The organism is Haloarcula hispanica ATCC 33960 (genome assembly GCF_000223905.1).
Lineage (GTDB): Archaea > Halobacteriota > Halobacteria > Halobacteriales > Haloarculaceae > Haloarcula > Haloarcula hispanica.
In genome coordinates this window covers 355,199-373,465 of record NC_015948.1, presented here as the reverse complement: position 1 = coordinate 373,465, position 18,267 = coordinate 355,199, and the positions used below count along the sequence as shown (strand labels likewise).

Below are 18,267 nucleotides of genomic sequence, written 5' to 3'. Positions count from 1 at the left end.
GGGATCCGGCGTGACGCTACTCGCGGACATCCTCACCATCTTATTGAATGGGTTGCAACAGGGCGCGATTTACGTCCTGCTCGCGGTCGGACTGTCGATTATCCTCGGGACGCTAAAATTCGTTAACTTCGCGCACGGGGCACTGTACCTCGTCGGTGCGTATCTGGGGCTGTTCATAACTGGAAGTGTTCCATTGAATGACGGCCAACTGGTAGAATGGGGCATCCAGTCATACGGCATCGGACTGGGATTCATTGCTGCACTGGTCATCGTGCCGATTGTCGTGTTCGTTATCGGCCTCCTGATGGAGCGATTCCTTGCACAGGCGTTCTACGACCGCCCCGACACCGACCAGATTCTCGTCACGTTCGGACTCGCAATCATCGTCCAGGAACTGCTCAGAGCGATGCTCGGCGGGAACAGCCAGCCGTTCCCACAGCCCTCGTGGGCATCCGGTCCCATCGCGCTGCCTGTCGTCGGGAACTTCCCGCGCTGGCGACTCGGCGTCATCGCGATTACGGCAGTCCTCGTTCTGGGCGTGTACGCCCTCGTCGAGTACACTGACTTCGGCCTCATCGTTCAGGCCGGTACCCTCGACGACGAGATGGTTCGCCTCCTGGGAATTAAACTGAGCCGGCCGTACCTCGTCGTCTTCGGCATCGGTGCCGCCCTCGCCGGCGTGGCCGGCGTCGTCGGCGGCCCGCTCGCCAACGTCAACCCCAACATCGGCACTGAACAGTTGGTGCCGGCGTTCCTGACCGTCGTCATCGGCGGCGTCGGGAAGATAGAAGGGGCCGTCGTGGCCGGGCTGATGCTCGGGACGCTGCAGGTACTCTTAATCCAGACCGGCTACGCCGCCTGGAGCCAGGTCGGCATCTACGCGCTCGCGGCGATAATCCTGCTGGTGCGTCCACAGGGGCTGCTGGGCTCGGAGGTTGATGTCTCGTGAGCGACGAACCGCGCGACGCGACTGCCACGGCGGCGGCCGACGCCGAGGCGGAGGTCACCGGCGGTCTCGGTGACCGCTGGGCCAGCTTCCGCGACCGGGAGATATCGACGGTGCTGCTCACGGTCGTGGGTGTGGCCGTCTTCCCGTTCCTGTTCAACAACTTCCTCAACGGCTACACGCAGCTGGCGACGCTAATACTCATCTACGGCATCTTCGCCGTCGGATTCGACATCTTGCTGGGGTACACCGGCCTGCTGTCGTTCGGCCACGCCGTCTTCTTCGGCGGCGCGGCCTACGCCGCCGGTATCTTCAGCGCGAGCGTGAGCAGCTCGCCGCTGCTAGTGTTGCTCGCCGGCACGGTGTTTGCAGTGTTGATGGCGTGGATCGTCGGTTTCCTGTCGCTGCGCCGCGGCGGGATTTACTTCGCCATCCTGACGCTGACGTTCGGCCAGATGTCCTTCTATCTGGCGGCGTCGCCGCTGGCGTTCCTCACGAACGGTGAGAACGGGTTCACCTCCGTGGATATCGGCCACCTGCTGGGCGTCATCGACATCCACGGCGGGGTGCCGTTCCCGCTGTCGATGCTGGTCGACAACATGCTGTACGTGTTCGTCGCCGTCATGACTGTGCTGTCGGTCGCGATGGCGAACCGCATCCTGCACTCGCCGTACGGGACCGTGTTCCGCGCGATTCGGGAGAACGAGCGCCGAGCGGAGTTCGTCGGGCTGGACGTCTGGCGGTACAAGCTCATGGCGTTCATCATCTCGGCGGCCTTCGCCGGCATCGCCGGGAGCCTGTTCACCATCGAGGGGAACTACGTCCCCCTGCAGTCGCTGTACTGGACCGAGTCCGGGCGCATCGTCATCATGACTGTGCTCGGCGGCGTCGGGTCACTGTTCGGGCCGCTGTTCGGTGCTGGCCTGTACCTGTACATCGAGAATATCGTCAGCGGGTTCGAGACGCTCGGCCCGTTCTGGCACCTCATTCTCGGCATCGTGTTCGTCGTCGCCGTCGTCCTCTTCCCGAACGGAATCTGGGGCGGTATCGACTACGTTCGTGACATGGTCGTCGGAGGTGAGGACGAATGACAGTCCTCAAAACGGAGCGGCTCACCAAGCAGTTCGGCGGCCTCACGGCCGTCGACGAGGTGGACCTGGAAATAGAACAGGGTGAAGGCGTGAGCCTCATCGGACCCAACGGCGCAGGGAAATCGACGTTCATCAACCTCGTCACCAGACGGCTCGAACCGAGCTACGGCGAGATCGCATTCCAAGGGGATTCCATCATCGGAATGGACCCACACGAGGTCGTCCAGCGGGGGATGAGCAAGTCCTTCCAGACGGCCTCTATCTTCCCCGAACTGACCGTCAAGGAGAACGCGACTATCGCGGCGCTGGCGGCCGAGCACGGCTCGTTCCGGTTCAACTTCTTCCGGAACCAGAACAGCTATCCGGCGGTCGACGAACTGGCGAACGAGGTCCTCGAATCAGTCGGGCTGTACGACGAGCGCGAGAACCAGGCTGATAGCCTCGACTACGGGAACAAGCGCCGGCTCGAACTCGGCATTGCGCTGGCCGCCGAACCGGATATGCTGCTGATGGACGAGCCGACCGCCGGGATGAGCCCCGAGGAGACGAAATCGACCGTCGACCTGATCAAGCGAGTCAAGGATGAACTCGACCTGACCTTCCTGCTGGTCGAACACGACATGGAGATCGTCTTCGACATCTCCGACCGTATCATCGTCCTCAACCGCGGGTCAGTCATCGCGAAGGGGACCCCCGACCAAGTGCAGGACGACCCCGCTGTGCAGGAAGCGTACCTCGGAGGTGTCGAAGAATGACGCTGCTCGACGTGGACAACATCAACGGCTACTACGGCGAGAGCCACATCATTCAGGACGTATCGATGAACGTCGACGACGGCGAGATCACGGCCCTGCTGGGCCGCAACGGAGCGGGGAAGACCTCGACGCTCCGGTGTATCTCCGGGGCGACGCCGCCCGACGTCCGGAGCGGCACGATCCAGTTCGACGGAACGAACATCACCAACGACCCGCCAGAGGACATCGCCGTCCGCGGCATCTCGCTGGTCCCGGAAGAACGGCGCGTGTTCACCGATCTCACTGTCGCGGAGAACCTGCACCTCGCGGACACCGTCCGCAACAAGACAAACACCTGGCGGCGGAAGCTCGATTTCCGCGACGAAGGGATGTCGACGGCGGAAATCTACGAGTACTTCCCGAGACTCGACGAACGACGCTCCCAGAAAGCCGGAACACTCTCGGGCGGCGAACAGCAGATGCTCGCAATCGCCCGCGCGCTCCATCAGAGCACCGACCTGTTGATGCTCGATGAGCCATATGAGGGGCTTGCTCCGCAGATCATCCAGTCCGTCGAGAACGCCATCGAACGCATCAGCGAAGACGGTACGACGATACTGCTGGTCGAACAAAACGCCGTGGCGGCGATGAAAATCGCCGACCGGTGTTACGTGCTGGACCGCGGGCAAGTGGTCTTCGAGGGACCGGCCGAGGAACTGCAGAACGACCAAGAGACCCGCGACAAGTACCTAGGTGTCTAAATGTCCCAAACACAGTCCCCCGAAGCGTTACTCGACGCACTGCAATCGGAAGGTGTCGTCGTCATCGACGAGGAAACGGACGAAGTCAGCACGACGGAAGCGTTCGAGGCCGACCGCGAGGTGTACTACGACACCTACGTGACGATGGGCGACACGGAGTTCCACGAGTCCGTCGCCGACGTGTTCGGCCTCGATTCGGCCGCCGAAGCGGCCGAGCGGGTCGACGAACTCGACGTGTCGCGCGAGGAGTTCGCCACGTTCCTGACCCTGCGGTCGAACGTCGACGACTCGTACACCACCGTGGAACTGACGACGATGGCACAGATGGCGACCGAGCTAGGTCCGGAGACGCCGGTCCCCGACGCGGTCGAACACCTCGACGACGACAGCTACGCGGCCTTCGTCGACGCCCACGACCGGTGTGTCGTCACCGTGTGGAAACTGTTCTGTGAGCCCTGCGAAGCGATGAAAGAGGAATTAGACGACGTGCTGGCCGCGTTCCCTGAGGGCGTTCCAGTCGGTGGCCTCGCCGGCGAGCGGTCCCCGGAGTTCTGTCAGTCGGTCGGCGTCAACGCGGCACCCGCCGTCGTGCTGTTCGAGGACGGCGAGCCCGTCGAGCGGATCACTGGCCGGACGGACCCGTCGCCGCTCGCTGAACGGGTCGAGGAAGTGTACGGCGTCTGACTGCGGCGTTACTCCTCTTCGCCGCTGCAGACCAGCACGGAGCGATCCGTGCCGAGAATCACGCTCTGCGTGACACTGCCGAACAGCACCTTGCCCGTCGGCGTCCGCTTGCGTCCGGCGACGACAATCATGTCGGCGTCCTGCTCGTCAGCCAGGCGGAGGATCGCGTCGGCCGGTTCGCCGCTTGACTCTTCCAGCGCCACCTCGACGCCTGCCTCCTCGAGGACTTCCCGGGCCCGGCGCACGGAGGCCACCTGATCGACGGACGCGCCTTCGGGGTTCTCCTCGAAGTCGTGTAGCAGCGTAACACGGACCTGGCTGGTGTCCATCGGAACTTCGGTTATCGCTTCCGCGATGGCGGTCCCACGAGCCTCACTTTTGTCTATCCCAGCGACAATTTCGTACATGCTCGCTTCATCCGTAGGACGGGCCAACCCTTAGTTCTGGCCCGGATTTCGAGCATAGATCATCAAAAATACCGTCGCGTCTCACGTCGCGCGGACCGAGAAAGCGGCGTCAGTCGCCGAACGGCCCCATACCGCCGCCACCCATGCCACCCATGCCGCCACCGCCGCCTCCGCCGCCCTGTTGCATCTGTTTCATCATCCGCTCCATGTCGCCGTCGCCCATGCCCTGGAACTGCTTGAGCATCTGCTCCATCTGCTTGTGCTGCTGGAGGAGTTCACGCACCCGCTCCTCGGGCTTGCCCGAGCCCCGACAGATGCGCCTGGTCCGGGACTGGCCGACGACGCGGGGGTTCTCCAGTTCCTCCTCGGTCATCGAGTCCATGATGACGTCGAAGTCCCGCATCCGCTCCTGGGTCACGTCCATCGCGTCGTCGGGGAGTTGGTCCATCAGCCCGCCGCCCAGCCCGGGAATCATGTCCATCACCTGGTCCAGCGGCCCCATGTTGTTCATCGTCTGCATCTGCTTGCGCATGTCCTTGAGGGTGAACTGCCCCTCCAGCATGTCCTCGGGGTCCCAGTCCTCCTCGTCGCCTTCCTGGGTTTCCTCCATCGCGCGCTCGACGCGCTCGGTGAGCTGTTTGAGGTCGCCCATCCCGAGCAGGCGCGAGATGAACCCGGAGGGCTCGAACCGCTCGATGTCCTTGACCGTCTCCCCAGAGCCGAGGAAGGCGATGGTGGAGTCAGTCTCGTTGACGGCGGCGAGCGCGCCGCCACCTTTCGCCGTCCCGTCGAGTTTCGTTATGACGACGCCGTCGATGCCAATCGCCGCCTCGAAGTCGGCGGCCTGGCTCTTGGCGCTCTGGCCCATCGCCGCGTCCAGTACGAGCAGGTCCCGGTCGGGCTGGACCTCCTGTTCGATGCGTTCGATCTGTTCGATGAGTTCCTCGTTCAGGCCGTCACGGCCCGCCGTGTCCACGATGCGAACGTCCGCGTTCGCCGTCGCTTCCAGCCCGTCCCGGGCGATCTTCACGGGGTCGTCCTCGTCGGGGTCGCCGTAGAAGTCGACCTCGGCGCGCTCGGCCATCTCCTTGGACTGGTCGTACGCGCCGGGCCGGTCCGTGTCGGTCTGGATGATAGCCGGCCGGAGCCCTTTCGTCGAGAACCACCACGCCATCTTCGCGGCCGTGGTCGTCTTCCCCGACCCGTACAGGCCGGCGAGCATGATGGTCTGCTCTTCTAGCGGTAGTTCGGTCGACTCGCCGACGAGGTCGACCAGTTCCTCGTAGACGATCCGAAGGACCCAATCGCGTGGGGTCGTCCCCGCCGGCGGTTCCTCCTCCAGCGCGCGCGTCTCGATGCTGTCAGAGAGGTCCTGTACGAGCCCGACGTCCACGTCGGCCTGCAACAGCGACCGCTGAATCTCCTTGACGATGTCCTCGATGTCCTCCTCGGAGAGCCGGGACTTCCCCCGGAGGTCATCAAGTGTCCCCCGGAGCGAACTCCCAAGATCGTCGAGTACCATTGTTAGCGCGAGATACGCGACGGCGCGGGTAAAGGCTTGTTGTCATGCTGTCGCCCGCTAACCGCTGGGATGACTGCCGTATCCGTTCGGCTGAGGCTGATTCGCTCATTGCTATCGGAGCGGGGCCGACCGGCAGGTCCATCTCACGTTTCCGGCCATCTTCGGGCGAGACGTGTTATCTGTGTGCGACAGCATCTGCATGATTAATTCCACGTCTACCGGTGGCGAAAGGGTGAAGAGGTCGAACCGACTGGTCGACAATATGGGCGTTCTCGGGCAGCTCGGATTCATGGTCGCCTTTCTTTCGGCCGGCGTCGCCGCCGGCCACTTCGGGCTGTTGACCGACCGGCGGACGGATATCCTCACCACACTCGTCTTTACTGTCGCCCTGCCGGCGCTCATATTCCGGTCCACGTACAACCGCCCGCTACGGGAGATTATCTCGCCGGCGTTGCTCGGGGGCTTCTGGGCCGTCATCGCGCTGACGATAACGCTGGGCTGGCTCGTCCACCGGCGGCTGGAATCCCCCGACCGCCGCAGCGTCTCCGTCGTCCAGTCGTATCACAGCAATATGGGGTTTCTCGGGCTGCCGCTCGTGGCAGCGACGATGGGCAGCGAAGCGACGGCCGTCGCCAGCGTCATCCTCGGTATCGGCGCGGTGACCCACGTCCCGGTGACGGTGTTCCTGCTGGTCCGCATCAACGGCAGCGACGCCTCGCTGCTGGGCGAGTGCAGGAAACTCGTGACGAACCCGGTGCTCATCGCGCTGGCGGCCGGCATCACGGCCTCGGTCCTGTCGCTGTCCGTTCCGGAGCCACTCGTCGGTGCGCTCGGTCCGCCGGCCGAACTGGCGCTCCCGGTCGCCCTGCTGTGTATCGGTGCGACGCTCGACACGGACCTCCCGGTGTCGGACCTGCAGAAGACCGTCAGCGTCGTCGGGCTGAAGGTGCTGTGGATGCCGGCGCTGGCGTGGCTGGTGTACTCCTCGCTGTCGATGGACACGACGGCGCTGGGCGCAGCGGTCGTGATGCTCGGCACCCCAACGGCAGTGTCGACGTACGTCTATACGACGGAACTCGGCGGCGACGCGGCGTTCGCTTCGCTGAATGTCTTCACATCAACAGTGGTCTCCATCGGAACGCTTTCGCTCCTCGTCTGGCTGTTCACCTGATGCCCCAGCGTGGTCACGCTTTTGCCCGCCGACGCCCCCACCGACGATATGGGCTATCACCAGATCGACCCCGAGTCGCTGTCGGAAACTGCGGACTACCCCTGTGACCGGCGCGGCATCTCCGACGCCGCCGAACTCCACGCACTCCACGCGGCTACCTACGAGATGGCACCCGGCGAAGACCTCTCGCGGACCTACCACTACCACGAGACGCGCGAGGAACTGTTCTACGTGCTCGAAGGCACGCTTCACGTCGAAACGCCCGACGGGGAGTACGTCGTCTCGGCCGACGAGGTGTTTGTCGCCGAGCCGGAGAGCCCACACCGCGCGCACAACCCCGCCGACGCCGACAAGCCAGTCACGGTCCTCGGCGTCGGCGCGCCGCCGACCGACATCGCGCTGCCGTACGACCCCGACACGTAGCGAGGGGGCTCGGCGGTTCAGACACGCTTTTCAGCCACCCCATCACAGTTGCGCCCATGACGAGCAAACAGGCGGTACAACAGGAACTGGTCGACAGCGGCGTCACGGCAGTCCTGCGCGGGATTCCCGAGGAAAAGATGGTCGACGTGGCGACAGCCGTCCACGAAGGCGGCGTCACGGCGCTGGAACTGACGGCCGACGCGAAGCGCTGCTCGGACATGATCGCCGCGGTCGACAAGGCTCTGGACGACACCGACGCCATCATCGGGGCCGGCACGGTCATGGACGCCGCCGCCGCCCGCAACGTCATCGAGGCCGGCGCGGAGTTCGTCCTCGCACCGAACCTCAACGAGGACGTCATCGACGTGTGCAATCGTGAGGGCGTCCTCGCCATCCCCGGCGTCATGACGCCGACGGAGGCCGCCGACGCGATGGAGGCGGGCGCGGACATCCTGAAGATGTTCCCAGCGAAAACGGTCGGCCCGGCACACATCGGCGCGCTGCAGGGTCCGCTCGGCGACGTCCCGATTATGCCGACCGGCGGCGTCTCGACCGACAACGTCGACGAGTTCTTTGATGCCGGCGCGGTCGCTGTCGGCGCGGGCTCAGCGCTGGTCAACTACGAGGCAATCGAGAATGACGACATGGACGGCGTCCGCGAACAGGCCGCGGCGTTCGTCGACGCCGTCGAGGCCGCCCGAGAGTAGCAACAATCTCACCCGGCCGAGCAGAACGAGGCCCGGCACGGCGGCAGCGGCTTACGTTCCGGTGTCGTTCTCGGTCGTCTCGTTGCCTGTCTCGTTCCCAGCCGTTCCAGTCTCATTGCCGGGCAGGTCAGTTTCGTTGCCCGGAACCGCAGTCTCGTTTCCGGCCGTCCCAGTTTCGTTCTCTGGTCTTTCCGTTTCGTTACCGGGCACGCCTGTTTGGTTGCCTGGAGCCTCGGTCCCGTTGCCAGGCATTTCAGTTTCGTTCCCCGGTACTCCGGTCTCATTGCCGGGCAGATCTGTTTCAGTATCCGACATCTCCGTCTCGTTTCCGAGAGCATCGGTTTCGTTCTCGCCCAGTTCCGTCTCGGTATCCATCCCGGTTCCTTCTTCGGTCTGGGCTTCAGTTTCCGTCTGCGATTCCGTACCGGCTTCCGTCATCGCGTCAGTCTCTGCTGCCGTAGATGTGCCCGGAGCTTCGGCACCGCCGCCACCGCCAGTCTCCGTACCGCTGCCGCCAGTGTCACTACAGCCAGCCAGCGCCACGAGTGCGCCGCCTGCGATTTTGATAACGTTCCGTCGAGATGTGGGTCGTCCCATAGCGTTTGCCCGAAGAGAAGCCGGACAGTTTATGAATGACCTGCTAAGCGTCTGACGGAGAGCCGACAGAACGGCTTAGCAACACCCGAAGGTGGGCCGGTTCGCAAAGCAAACATAAACGATCTGTTTCAGATCATGAATGGTTCGAGTCCGGTATTTCGGCCAGTTCACGGGTGGTTCTACACCTCGATAGCCGAACATCGGCCTGTTGCGGTGTGGTTCGAGACCCGAGTTACAACTATCCGTACTGTTCCCGAGCGGTTATCGAGCGCATAGGTATCTTCGTCCCCGGGTCACGATATCAGGCCCTGCGTTGTGAGTCAGACAGCCGTTTTAGCTGTCAAAATCGCTCAGTCGCCGTTTAGCAACGTCATAACCTGGACGCAGTGGGCAGCATCCCCATGCCCGCGGGAACTCCCGCAGCCGTAATTGTCGCCGCCGTCGTCTGGAACACCGGGTATCGGTCCGCCTCCGTCAGTTACGAGCCGTGTCTCGTCAACAGGGAGACCACGGTCACCCGACGACAGCACGATGAGTTCGGGTGCGACATCAGCCGGCGCGACCTGCCGGCAGTAGCGTCCATCAGACATCGGTGGCTCCCTCTGCCGGACCACTGTCAGCCCCATTCCTCACATCGCCGGAAACGTCGCGTCGTTCGATTGTCTGCATTGGTATCACGCTACGATACTGTGTGGACCAGTCATGAACAGCAAACGACTTCAACGCGCCCCTGTCGGCGAAAACGACCACACCTGCGATGGAGTGGCAGTATTTGCCGCATCGCACGCGGTGCGTTCCCGTCAGAAGAGCGCGAACTCGCCGGGTTCTACACAAACAGGGTCGACAATGGCCGCTCATGTGCCGCAGGTAGCAGCAAAAGTAACCGCGAAGTCCGAGGCCTACTCGCCGATGAGGCTGTCGACGATTTCCTCGGGGTCGAACGGTTCGAGGTCGCCGTAGTCCTGGCCGGTCCCCAGGAAGAGGATCGGCTTGCCGGTGACGTGCGCGACGGAGATGGCCGCGCCGCCCTGCGGGTCGGCGTCGGCTTTCGTCAGAATCGCCCCGTCGATCTCGGCCGCATCGTTGAACTCGCGCGCCCGGTTGACGGCGTCCTGACCTGCGACCGCCTCGTCCACGAACAGCGTCATGTCCGGGTCGATGTTGCGGTCGATCTTCTCCAGTTGGGCCATTAGGTCGTCGGAAGTGTGGAGTCGGCCGGCCGTATCGCCCAGCACCACGTCGATGTCGTTGGCCTTGGCGTACTCGACGGCGTCGTAGACGACCGCCGTCGGGTCCGACCCCTGTTCGTGGGTGATGATCTTCTTGTCGAGGTTCTCGGCGTGTTTCTCCAGTTGCTCGTTCGCTCCGGCGCGGTAGGTGTCGCCGTTGGCGAGCACCGTCGAGAGTCCGCGCTCCTCGAAGTACTGGGCGAGTTTCGCTATCGAGGTCGTCTTGCCGACGCCGTTGACCCCGGTGAACACGATGGTTACCGGCTTGTCTGCCTGCTGGACGCGCTCGTCGAAGTCGAACTGGCCGACGTTGATAACGTCGTACAGCGACTCCCGGAGCGCGTCCCGGACGAGGTTCCCCGTGCTGGAGAGCCGTCGGCGGGTCTGACCCGTGAGGTTCTCCTTGACGCCGTCGAGGATCTCGTTGGCGACGCTCATCTCCACGTCGCTCGACAGCAGGGCCAGTTCGAGGTCGTCGAGGTGGCTCTGTAAGTCCTCCTCCTCGATAACCGTCTTCCCGGTCGCCATGAGCTTCGCCTTCGCGGCGAGACCGCGGCCGCCGTCGTCGTCTTCTTCGGACTCCGAATCGGTGTCGGATGCCGAGTCGTCCTCTACCTCTGTGGCGTCGTCAGACTGGGAAACTTCATCCTGGATCGCGTCTGTGTCTTCGACTGCCGTAGACGACGCTGTGGCTGGCTCGTCTATCGCGTCGGAGTCAGCGGCCGGCGGTTCAGAACCAGTCTGTGGCTGGTCGCTCTCGACCGCAGCCGCCTGCGTGTCGTCTTCGGACGGCTGCGAGTCCGTTGCGGGCTCAGCGTCGGCCGCCTGGTCGGCAGTTGCTTCCCCGTCAGCCCCGTCGGCGTCCGGTTCGTCCTCCGCTTCGAGTGCGTCGTCGTCGACGTCCTCCTCGACGTCACTCGTGAACCCGCTGAGTTTGTCCTTCAGTCCGTCGAACATGGCGGCCTTACTCGTCTTCCTGCTCTTGCTGTTGCATCATCTGCTGCATCTGCTGCTGTTGCATCTGCTGGGCCTGCTGTTCGAGCTCTTCCATCTCGGTCTCGACTTCGGCCTTCTCTTCCTGCAGGTCGCTGATGTGGTCGTCCAGCGTCTCCTTCTTGGTTTCCAGCGTGCTGACAGCGCCGTCCTGCTCGCGCTCCGCGGAGTAGCCGCCACCGAGGGAGACGACGACCTCGTCGATGTCCTCGATAGTCGCGCGGATGTAGGCGTCGCCGCCGAGCGGGACCTGCACCGTGGAGCCGGAGTCAAGCGTCTCGATGGCCTCGATTGCCTCGTCGATGTCAGTCTGCTTGTCGCGGAGGCGCTCGATTTCCTCGTCGATAGCGTCGACTTCCTGCTCCATCTGCTCGATCTCCTGTGCGACCTGCTGCATCTGACCGCCGCCGCCACCGCCGCCACCACCCATCATGCTGCCACCTCCTCGATTGTGATCTGCGTGCGCTTGAGGTTGTGCTGGGAGCCGAAGTCGCTGTAAACGCGCTCCTCAGCGACGTTCTCGTTTGGCGCGTCGACCTCCTTCTCGAACTGCTGTGGGCCGTCTCGGGCCGGGAAACTACCGCGAACAGTGTACGTGCTCATACACGCAGGTGCGGGCAGGGCAGGGAAGTATCTTCCCCTTCCGTCCGTCCCACCATCCACAAGAGTAGCCGCCGCTACCCAGCGACTGCGACGGCCACACGGCTGGAAAACGAGCGACGGGCCTACTCCTCGGACGCCGGGGCGTACACCATATCGCCGCCACACTCGGGACAGGACGGGCGGAGTACACCTGTCGAGTAGTCACACTTCCGGCAGACGAGGCGGTTCTGGTCTTCCGCGGGCGGTGTTCGCTGGACCATACGTGACGTTTGGGGACGCACTATATTATTCTTTGACACGAGCTGTCATGGTTGCCGGCCCCGATGGATTTCCCGGGGCAATACGTACAGCCAGCTATGAGCGAGACGACTTACCAGTGCGAGTGCGGTGCGGCCCTGCGATTCAGGCAGGACCTGACGCTGGAGCGGGGCGGAACCAGTCGGGCCTGGGCGTGTGGGGACTGCGGACTGCCCGTTCCGAGCGTGGTGGCGGAGAAACTCAGCCACCAGCATCCGTCCTGAGCGGGCGGCAGAATGAAAACCGCGTCAGTCGATGTAGCCGAGCGCCGCGTCGATACGGCCCAGTTCCGGCCCGGAGGTGTCCGAGCCACAGACGTAGCCGTGGTCGTTGGCGAGCAACCCGGAGCCGACGAGCGGACCACCGTAGTTGATGGTCCCGATGTCGGCCGGCACGTCGAGGATGTCCTCGAGGGCGTCGAGTTCGCCGTCCGTGGCCTTCGGATGACAGAGCACGCCCTTGTTGGTGGCGACAGCGGCGGTCCCGACGGTCGTGACACCGGCGATGACGCCGCGTTCGACGGGTACGTCCAGCCCATCCTTGACCGCTTGCACGGCATCCCGAGAGAGGTCGGGGTGGACGTACGCGCCGTAGTCGTTACAGCAGACGACGTTGCCGGCGGCGTTGATCCGGCCGGGCATTCTGGTGATGGGCACGTCGACGACATCCTGAATCCGTTCGATTTCGGTCTCACGGACGCGTTCGGAGACGACCAGCCCGTTCTCGTTGCCGGTCGCGAGCGCACCGACGGTCCCGGAGCGGCCGACGGTCGTCGGCACGGCCGGAACGCCGAGTTCGTCGCTCAGGTCGTCGAGCAGCGATTCGTCTAAGTCTGGGCGAACCAGCACGCAGTCGTCGGTCGCACGGGCGAACACACCCACGTACGACGACCCGGAGAAAGCCGCGCGGAGCAACGTTACTCTGCGGTCTCTGCTTCGACGATGGCTTCGCCCTCTTCCTCGAAGCGGGCGGCGCGAACACGGATCTTGCTCGGCGTGTTGGCGCGGCCGCGGGCCCAGGCCGCCTCGTTGATCGAGGGGTCGAGGCGGACGGCGTCCTCGTCGACAGAGAAGTGCTTGGCGAGGTGCTCGCGGATGAGGATCATCGCCTTGTCTGCGCGCTTGTGGTTCGGTTCGGCTCGCGCGTCTCGGAGCGGGACGGTGACGACACGCTCCTCGAAGTCACTGGCGCTCATTATTCGTCAGTGTCGTTGCGCCGCCAGTGGCGTCGTTTGTGGTTGCGCTGGACCTCGCGGTCCGTCTTGAGCATGACCCAGGCCGGGACTCGACTGTTCTGGTTGTCGAGTTTGGCCAGTCGCTTCTTCGTAGCCTTCGATTTCTTACCCATGGTATGGTGCTTGTTCCGCGCCGTGGTTTAAATTCCTTCCTTTTCGAGCCGGTCGCGGCCCGTTATCAGCGGCTATAACTGCGGACGTAGAACTAAGTAGTCCGTGGCCCTGATTATCAATGGATGAAGCGCCGGAGATTCCTCCAGACAATGGGTGTCAGTGCGACAGCCGTCGGCTCTGGTTGCATGGGTGGGGGCGGTGAGGTCGTCGTCAGCGTGCAACAGGACGTCAGAGTCAACCCGCACAAGGCGTGGATCAAGGAGGAGATCCCTGACGTGTCTGACCCCGGCGGTGAGCTACGGTATATCGTCAAAGCGGACATCCCGTTCAACGTGTACTTTTTTACTGACCGCGAGCAGTTCGAGCAGTACGACACGTTCATCAAGGGTCGGGAGCCCGACGAGACACCGCCGGGGAACCCCAAGTTCAGCCAGACAGCGGTCCAGCCGGCGGGGTCGGATATTTATCAGGCGTCCACGGACGACGGCGGCGCACGGGAGTCACTGGACGAACCCGGGCCGTACTTCTTCGCCGTCGACCACTCGAACTACCGGATGGAAACACGCGTCGATGACTACGACGATCCGTTGAAGGCCTTCGTCGACCTCACCGTCATCCGAAGCAAACTGCCCTTCTAAACGAACGCCAGCGGTACCATCGCCAGCACCCCGACGGCGACGCCGGCAGTTAGTTCGCGTTTACCGCCACCCGGCAAGCCGTCGCCGTACTCCAGCGCTTCGGGGACGAACTCCGTGAGCACGAGATACACCATCGCCCCAGCGGCGAAGCCGAAGCCGAACGGGAGAAATGCCTTCGCCAGCGTGACGAAGTAGTACGCGATAACGGCCCCGACCGGCTGTGGCAGCGAGGAGAACACCGCCCACCAGACCATCTTCCACTCGCTGACACCCAGCGAACGGAGCGGGATGGCGATAGCAGTCCCCTCAGGGACGTTGTGGATGGAGATGGCGACAGTCATGAACACAGCCAGCAGCGGGACGGAGACGCCGAGGATACCCACAGCGGATTCGGGCGTGGCCGACTCCAGCCCGAGTTCCGCGAAGGAGACGCCGACGGCGACGCCCTCTGGGAAGCTATGGACAGTCAGAATGCCCAGAATCAGCAGAAGCTTCTTGAAGTCGGCCCGCTCGAACTGCTCGGGTGACTGGTCGAAGTCATCCAGAAGTTCGTGGGCAACGACGACGAGCAGGACGCCAGCGAGAATGCCGGGAATCATCAGCAGCGGCGACCCGTATGCCAGCCCCTCCCGGACGAGTCCGAAGAGCGATGCGGCGACCATGATTCCCGAGGCCAGCCCCCACAGCAGGACGTTCCATCTGTCGGAGAACTCATCAACGAGAAAGAACGGGATCGCACCGAGGCCGGTGGCAAGCGCCGTAAGCAACCCCGCAACGAACACGAAAGCAACGTTCTCAACGGCGACCATATCGGTCCTACGCCGCTCGGACCGATAAAAATTGTCACTAACCTGATTTGTTTTGGTCGGCCTAAACAGTCTGCTGGCACGCTGTAAATAGGTTCTCAAGCGGCTAATTGACGCCCCTCACTCGGTTATAGGCCAGTGCTACGATAGTCCCGACGCCACAACACGCATTCTAACAGATATATGACAACAAATGCACGCCAACAGTGTCCGTGTAGAACACGCACCGACAGCAACCCCGCTGGCCGAGACGGCACACACTCATAATGACACTGACTCGACGGTCCGGTACGTCGGGCCGTCAGGTCCCAGCTCACTCTCTTTCAGCCGGATTTCCTCGACACGCAGGCGACCGACATCCGGGTCCTCGTTCTTGACGGTGTCCTGTACCGTCTCTTTGCCGCCGGCGTGGTCCATCCTGGCGATGGTTGCGTGCGGCGTGAACTCGTGGTCCTCCGGGTCGAACCCCATCGCGACGGTCCGGGCCTCGACGGCTTCGTGCAACGCGGTCAGTTCCGCGCCACCCTGTCCGTCGCGGACACCGACCCAGACGACACTGATGTAGGACAGCGCCGGGAACACGCCGAGACCGCCGAACTCGGCTTCGAACGGCTCGACGCCGCTGTCTTCGACCGCCCCTTCGAGAGCAGTGACGATGTCGTCAACGCGGTCCGGGTCGGTGTCGCCGAGGAACTTCAGCGTGATGTGGGCCTGTTCGGGGTCGGTCAGCCGAAGCCCAGAGACGCCGTCGAAGCGTTCCTGTACGCTCTCGATAGCGTCTTCGAGCCCGTCCAGATCGACGCTGACGAACAGGCGGTTGGCCATAGCTAGCGGTTCCGGTCGTGTCCGCAAGAAAGCTACGACGGGGTCAGTGACTGCTGTGATCTGGGGCTGTATGCCACCGCCAGAGACTATGTCCGAGTCCCAGAGCGACCATTGCGACCGCGACGCCGAAGAGAGCGGGGATGGCGGTGTCGGGAAGGAGACCGAGAGATAGCCGGACGAGAATGGCCGCCACAATCAGGAGGGCTACCCGCGCTCGTGCCCGGGGCGTCTCTGCCGGACTGGATACCCAGCGCCCGAACGCCGGTAGCTGCGCGTAGTAGCGTCCGACGAGAACCGCCAGAACGACCGTTCCTGCAACGCCCGCTCCAGCGGCGGACAGCGACAGCGAGGTCTGGTTTGAGGTGAGAGCAGCCCAGCTAACGACTGCGAACACACCCCCGAAGAAGACGAGCAACGCGTCTACTGCCAGTGGGTCCCGCATATCCGGGAATCCGACCGCAGGACACCTAAATCTTCACGAGCCGTGGACGTAGCCCTTAACCGGATTGGCCGTCAATCAGGAGGCATGACAGACCACGACGACGACCACGCCTTCTCCGAGGGCCAGGGGTTCGACGACCCCTACGAGGGGTTCGATCTCGAACCGCCGGAGTTTGAGGTGGACCCGGACAAGGTCGACCCCGTCGACTCGCGTGTCGTCACCGACCTGCTGGACCAGCGGAACGTCTCCTCTGACGCCGTCGACCCAGAGCAACTGCTCGATGTCGGCCTGGAGTACATGCACATCAACCGCCACGAACAGGCCGCCGAGACGTTCGAGCGCGTCGCCCAGTACACGGACGACGACCGGCTCAAACAGGAGGCCTGGACGAACAAGGGCGCGGCCCACGCGGAACTCGAAGAGTGGGACGCCGCCATCGGCGCGTACAAGGAAGCGCTCAACTTCGACGAGGAGTCCGACCACGCCGCCACAGCGGAGACGAACCTCGCGTACGCGCTCTGGAAGTCCGGCCGCTCCGAGCAGGCACTCGAACACGCCGAGCGCGCCGTCGAAATCGACCCGCGCTTCGGCGAGGGCTGGTACAACCGCGGCTTCTTCCTGCTGGAACGCGGCCTGGCCGACGAGGCCATCGACGCGTTCGACAACGCAGTCCGCCTCGGCTTCCGCAACGCCGACGTGCTCGAAGAGAAGGCCCGCGCCCTCGAAGAGGTCGGCGAGTTCGACCGCGCCGAGGAGCTGGCCGAGGAAGTCGACGAGATGCGCGAGGAGGCCGAACAGCAACTGCTTGAATGATACTCAACGAACGCGACACCGACGAGGGGTTGCTCGTCTCCGTCTGTGACCCTGACATCATGGGCGAAACGTTCGAGAACGGCCCCGTATCGCTCACGGTCAACGAGGAGTTCTACGGCGGCGAAACGGCTACCGAAGACGAAATCGTCGACAGTCTCGCACGCTGTTCGGTCGCCAACATCGTCGGCGACGACGCCGTCAATGTTGCTGTCGAACACGGCTTCGTCGACGAGGAGAACGTCCTCGATCTGGGCGAGACGCGCCACGCACAACTGCTCTGGATGTAACTGCGGTCGCTACCGCAAGCCCGACCCCGACAGTCTTTGCGAACGCCCATCGAGAGGGACACGTATGTATTCCCGAGATCACGCCATCGTCTCCGCGGCCGTCGGGGCCGTCGGCGTTGCCGTCCTGCCGGTCCCCCTTCCGTGGTGGGCCGCCGTCGGCTACGCGGTCGTCGTCGGCGTCGCCATCGACTTTGACCACTTCGCCGTGGCCAGACTGGAGACCGGCGACTGGGCCGCCCTCCGCCGTTGTCTCCGGAACCCCGAGATAGTGGTGTTCGACCAGGACGTAATATTCGGCCCGCAGGACCTCTGGCCGCTCCAGCGGCTCCTCAGCCATCACCTCATCGGCGGCGTGGTCGTGGTCGGCCTCTGGCTCGTCTCCGAGCCGCTATCGCTGTTTACCGCCCTCGTCCTGTACGCCCACGTCCTCGGAGACCTCGTCTGGGACAACTACCTGCTTGATACCTACCGGGAACAGCACATGATGGCTGCTGAGTCTGACTCCGAGTAGGTCCATATGTTCCCGCTATCGATAGCGGACGACAGCCAGTGTACAGGGTGCCCCGAAAGAAGCCTCATCAGTCTAATAACGCCTCATTACCGGTTTTTTAGAGAGTAGAGCACCTCTTAGGCGGTACACAACATATCCCGAAATGTCTGACTAGCGAGAGATTGCGGACTTTGCTCACCACGCCTGTGTGCCGTGGTATTATTACACATTCATTCGCGGAAAGTAGCCGTTTTCAGGCTGGTTACGCCGAAAGATCTGGTTAACAAAGTATCGTATCACGCAAGGGGGGACCATGATCTGGTGGAGGACAGCTGACGGCCAAACATGAATCTGCCGTCGGTCCCGAAAATCAGTCGCAAGTCCGTTCCGAGAGACGTTGTTATCGCCTGTGTCGGAATAGTTGCCACAGTACTGCTCGCGCCACTGGTGCTG

27 protein-coding genes are annotated in these 18,267 nt (G+C 63.4%); 13 read left to right on the top strand and 14 right to left on the bottom strand.

Annotated features, from left to right (window positions below; genetic code table 11):
* Window positions 1-10: 10 nt before the first annotated feature.
* From HAH_RS01910 to HAH_RS01890, 5 genes are read left to right on the top strand one after another with little or no spacing between them, the layout of a single operon-like run.
* The gene (locus HAH_RS01910; RefSeq protein WP_014039388.1) at window positions 11-949 is read left to right on the top strand and encodes a branched-chain amino acid ABC transporter permease; all 939 of its coding nucleotides are present in this window, start codon (window positions 11-13) and stop codon (window positions 947-949) included.
* The gene (locus HAH_RS01905) at window positions 946-2,037 is read left to right on the top strand and encodes a branched-chain amino acid ABC transporter permease (RefSeq protein ID WP_014039387.1); all 1,092 of its coding nucleotides are present in this window, start codon (window positions 946-948) and stop codon (window positions 2,035-2,037) included. Before HAH_RS01910 ends, HAH_RS01905 begins: the two co-directional genes overlap by 4 nt.
* On the top strand, window positions 2,034-2,792 hold the full coding sequence (locus HAH_RS01900) for an ABC transporter ATP-binding protein (protein WP_014039386.1): 759 nt from the start codon (window positions 2,034-2,036) through the stop codon (window positions 2,790-2,792). Before HAH_RS01905 ends, HAH_RS01900 begins: the two co-directional genes overlap by 4 nt.
* A complete protein-coding gene (locus HAH_RS01895) occupies window positions 2,789-3,532 on the top strand; it encodes an ABC transporter ATP-binding protein (protein WP_014039385.1) in 744 nt (247 codons plus the stop codon). The genes HAH_RS01900 and HAH_RS01895 overlap by 4 nt, the downstream gene beginning before the upstream one ends.
* On the top strand, window positions 3,533-4,216 hold the full coding sequence (locus HAH_RS01890; protein ID WP_014039384.1) for a thioredoxin family protein: 684 nt from the start codon (window positions 3,533-3,535) through the stop codon (window positions 4,214-4,216).
* A gap of 8 nt (window positions 4,217-4,224) precedes the next feature.
* Here the strand turns inward: HAH_RS01890 and HAH_RS01885 are convergent, their stop codons facing one another.
* The gene (locus HAH_RS01885; RefSeq protein ID WP_014039383.1) at window positions 4,225-4,623 is read right to left on the bottom strand and encodes a universal stress protein; all 399 of its coding nucleotides are present in this window, start codon (window positions 4,621-4,623) and stop codon (window positions 4,225-4,227) included.
* Window positions 4,624-4,732: 109 nt separating this feature from the next.
* Window positions 4,733-6,145, bottom strand: a complete 1,413-nt coding sequence (locus tag HAH_RS01880; RefSeq protein ID WP_014039382.1) for a signal recognition particle protein Srp54 — start codon at window positions 6,143-6,145, stop codon at window positions 4,733-4,735.
* A gap of 262 nt (window positions 6,146-6,407) precedes the next feature.
* Here HAH_RS01880 and HAH_RS01875 point away from each other — a divergent pair, with 262 nt between their 5' ends.
* The 3 genes from HAH_RS01875 to HAH_RS01865 are packed head-to-tail and all read left to right on the top strand — an operon-like array spanning window position 6,408 to window position 8,446.
* Window positions 6,408-7,316, top strand: a complete 909-nt coding sequence (locus HAH_RS01875) for an AEC family transporter (protein ID WP_044952133.1) — start codon at window positions 6,408-6,410, stop codon at window positions 7,314-7,316.
* A gap of 48 nt (window positions 7,317-7,364) precedes the next feature.
* Entirely contained in the window at window positions 7,365-7,739 is a 375-nt protein-coding gene (locus HAH_RS01870; protein WP_044951649.1) for a cupin domain-containing protein, read from the top strand.
* Between the two features lie 56 nt (window positions 7,740-7,795).
* Window positions 7,796-8,446: a bifunctional 4-hydroxy-2-oxoglutarate aldolase/2-dehydro-3-deoxy-phosphogluconate aldolase gene (locus HAH_RS01865; RefSeq protein ID WP_004964639.1), complete on the top strand. Its 651-nt coding sequence runs from the start codon at window positions 7,796-7,798 to the stop codon at window positions 8,444-8,446.
* Window positions 8,447-8,497: 51 nt separating this feature from the next.
* Here HAH_RS01865 and HAH_RS01860 read toward each other — a convergent pair whose 3' ends face one another.
* From HAH_RS01860 to HAH_RS19830, 6 genes are all read right to left on the bottom strand, one after another.
* A complete protein-coding gene (locus tag HAH_RS01860) occupies window positions 8,498-9,043 on the bottom strand; it encodes a hypothetical protein (RefSeq protein ID WP_044951645.1) in 546 nt (181 codons plus the stop codon).
* Window positions 9,044-9,393: 350 nt separating this feature from the next.
* Entirely contained in the window at window positions 9,394-9,633 is a 240-nt protein-coding gene (locus tag HAH_RS19070; protein WP_129755952.1) for a hypothetical protein, read from the bottom strand.
* A 309-nt stretch (window positions 9,634-9,942) separates the two neighbouring features.
* Window positions 9,943-11,229, bottom strand: a complete 1,287-nt coding sequence (gene ftsY, locus HAH_RS01855) for a signal recognition particle-docking protein FtsY (protein ID WP_014039376.1) — start codon at window positions 11,227-11,229, stop codon at window positions 9,943-9,945.
* 7 nt (window positions 11,230-11,236) lie between these two features.
* Window positions 11,237-11,698: a prefoldin subunit alpha gene (pfdA, locus tag HAH_RS01850; RefSeq protein WP_014039375.1), complete on the bottom strand. Its 462-nt coding sequence runs from the start codon at window positions 11,696-11,698 to the stop codon at window positions 11,237-11,239.
* A complete protein-coding gene (gene rpl18a / locus HAH_RS01845; RefSeq protein WP_004594032.1) occupies window positions 11,695-11,868 on the bottom strand; it encodes a 50S ribosomal protein L18Ae in 174 nt (57 codons plus the stop codon). The genes pfdA and rpl18a overlap by 4 nt, the downstream gene beginning before the upstream one ends.
* A 122-nt stretch (window positions 11,869-11,990) precedes the next feature.
* Window positions 11,991-12,128: a hypothetical protein gene (locus tag HAH_RS19830; RefSeq protein ID WP_014039374.1), complete on the bottom strand. Its 138-nt coding sequence runs from the start codon at window positions 12,126-12,128 to the stop codon at window positions 11,991-11,993.
* Between the two features lie 96 nt (window positions 12,129-12,224).
* Between HAH_RS19830 and HAH_RS19825 the strand changes: the two genes are divergently transcribed.
* Window positions 12,225-12,389, top strand: a complete 165-nt coding sequence (locus tag HAH_RS19825; RefSeq protein ID WP_023843110.1) for a hypothetical protein — start codon at window positions 12,225-12,227, stop codon at window positions 12,387-12,389.
* A gap of 24 nt (window positions 12,390-12,413) precedes the next feature.
* On the opposite strand, the gene HAH_RS01840 is transcribed toward HAH_RS19825, so the two are convergent.
* Genes HAH_RS01840 through HAH_RS01830 form a run of 3 tightly spaced genes read right to left on the bottom strand, consistent with a single transcriptional unit; the run spans window position 12,414 to window position 13,512 of the window.
* Window positions 12,414-13,079: a translation initiation factor IF-6 gene (locus HAH_RS01840; protein ID WP_023843109.1), complete on the bottom strand. Its 666-nt coding sequence runs from the start codon at window positions 13,077-13,079 to the stop codon at window positions 12,414-12,416.
* 2 nt (window positions 13,080-13,081) lie between these two features.
* Window positions 13,082-13,360, bottom strand: a complete 279-nt coding sequence (locus HAH_RS01835) for a 50S ribosomal protein L31e (protein ID WP_004518347.1) — start codon at window positions 13,358-13,360, stop codon at window positions 13,082-13,084.
* Window positions 13,360-13,512 (bottom strand): 50S ribosomal protein L39e, encoded by a 153-nt coding sequence (locus HAH_RS01830; RefSeq protein WP_004518346.1) that lies wholly within the window; start codon window positions 13,510-13,512, stop codon window positions 13,360-13,362. The genes HAH_RS01835 and HAH_RS01830 overlap by 1 nt, the downstream gene beginning before the upstream one ends.
* Before the next feature lie 186 nt (window positions 13,513-13,698).
* Here HAH_RS01830 and HAH_RS01825 point away from each other — a divergent pair, with 186 nt between their 5' ends.
* Window positions 13,699-14,151 (top strand): hypothetical protein, encoded by a 453-nt coding sequence (locus HAH_RS01825; protein WP_014039372.1) that lies wholly within the window; start codon window positions 13,699-13,701, stop codon window positions 14,149-14,151.
* Here the strand turns inward: HAH_RS01825 and HAH_RS01820 are convergent.
* From HAH_RS01820 to HAH_RS01810, 3 genes are all read right to left on the bottom strand, one after another.
* Window positions 14,148-14,960 (bottom strand): ZIP family metal transporter, encoded by an 813-nt coding sequence (locus HAH_RS01820; RefSeq protein ID WP_014039371.1) that lies wholly within the window; start codon window positions 14,958-14,960, stop codon window positions 14,148-14,150. The genes HAH_RS01825 and HAH_RS01820 overlap by 4 nt on opposite strands.
* Before the next feature lie 258 nt (window positions 14,961-15,218).
* A complete protein-coding gene (gene thpR, locus HAH_RS01815) occupies window positions 15,219-15,782 on the bottom strand; it encodes an RNA 2',3'-cyclic phosphodiesterase (RefSeq protein ID WP_014039370.1) in 564 nt (187 codons plus the stop codon).
* A 43-nt stretch (window positions 15,783-15,825) separates the two neighbouring features.
* Window positions 15,826-16,224 carry a hypothetical protein gene (locus HAH_RS01810; RefSeq protein ID WP_023843107.1) on the bottom strand — a complete coding sequence of 133 codons (399 nt, stop codon included), beginning with the start codon at window positions 16,222-16,224 and terminating at the stop codon, window positions 15,826-15,828.
* Between the two features lie 84 nt (window positions 16,225-16,308).
* Here HAH_RS01810 and HAH_RS01805 point away from each other — a divergent pair, with 84 nt between their 5' ends.
* The 3 genes from HAH_RS01805 (at window position 16,309) to HAH_RS01795 (ending at window position 17,835) form a co-directional block, all read left to right on the top strand.
* A complete protein-coding gene (locus HAH_RS01805) occupies window positions 16,309-17,037 on the top strand; it encodes a tetratricopeptide repeat protein (protein ID WP_014039369.1) in 729 nt (242 codons plus the stop codon).
* Entirely contained in the window at window positions 17,034-17,324 is a 291-nt protein-coding gene (locus HAH_RS01800; RefSeq protein WP_004594041.1) for a DUF424 domain-containing protein, read from the top strand. The genes HAH_RS01805 and HAH_RS01800 overlap by 4 nt, the downstream gene beginning before the upstream one ends.
* A gap of 64 nt (window positions 17,325-17,388) precedes the next feature.
* On the top strand, window positions 17,389-17,835 hold the full coding sequence (locus tag HAH_RS01795; RefSeq protein WP_014039368.1) for a hypothetical protein: 447 nt from the start codon (window positions 17,389-17,391) through the stop codon (window positions 17,833-17,835).
* Window positions 17,836-18,267 lie beyond the last annotated feature (432 nt).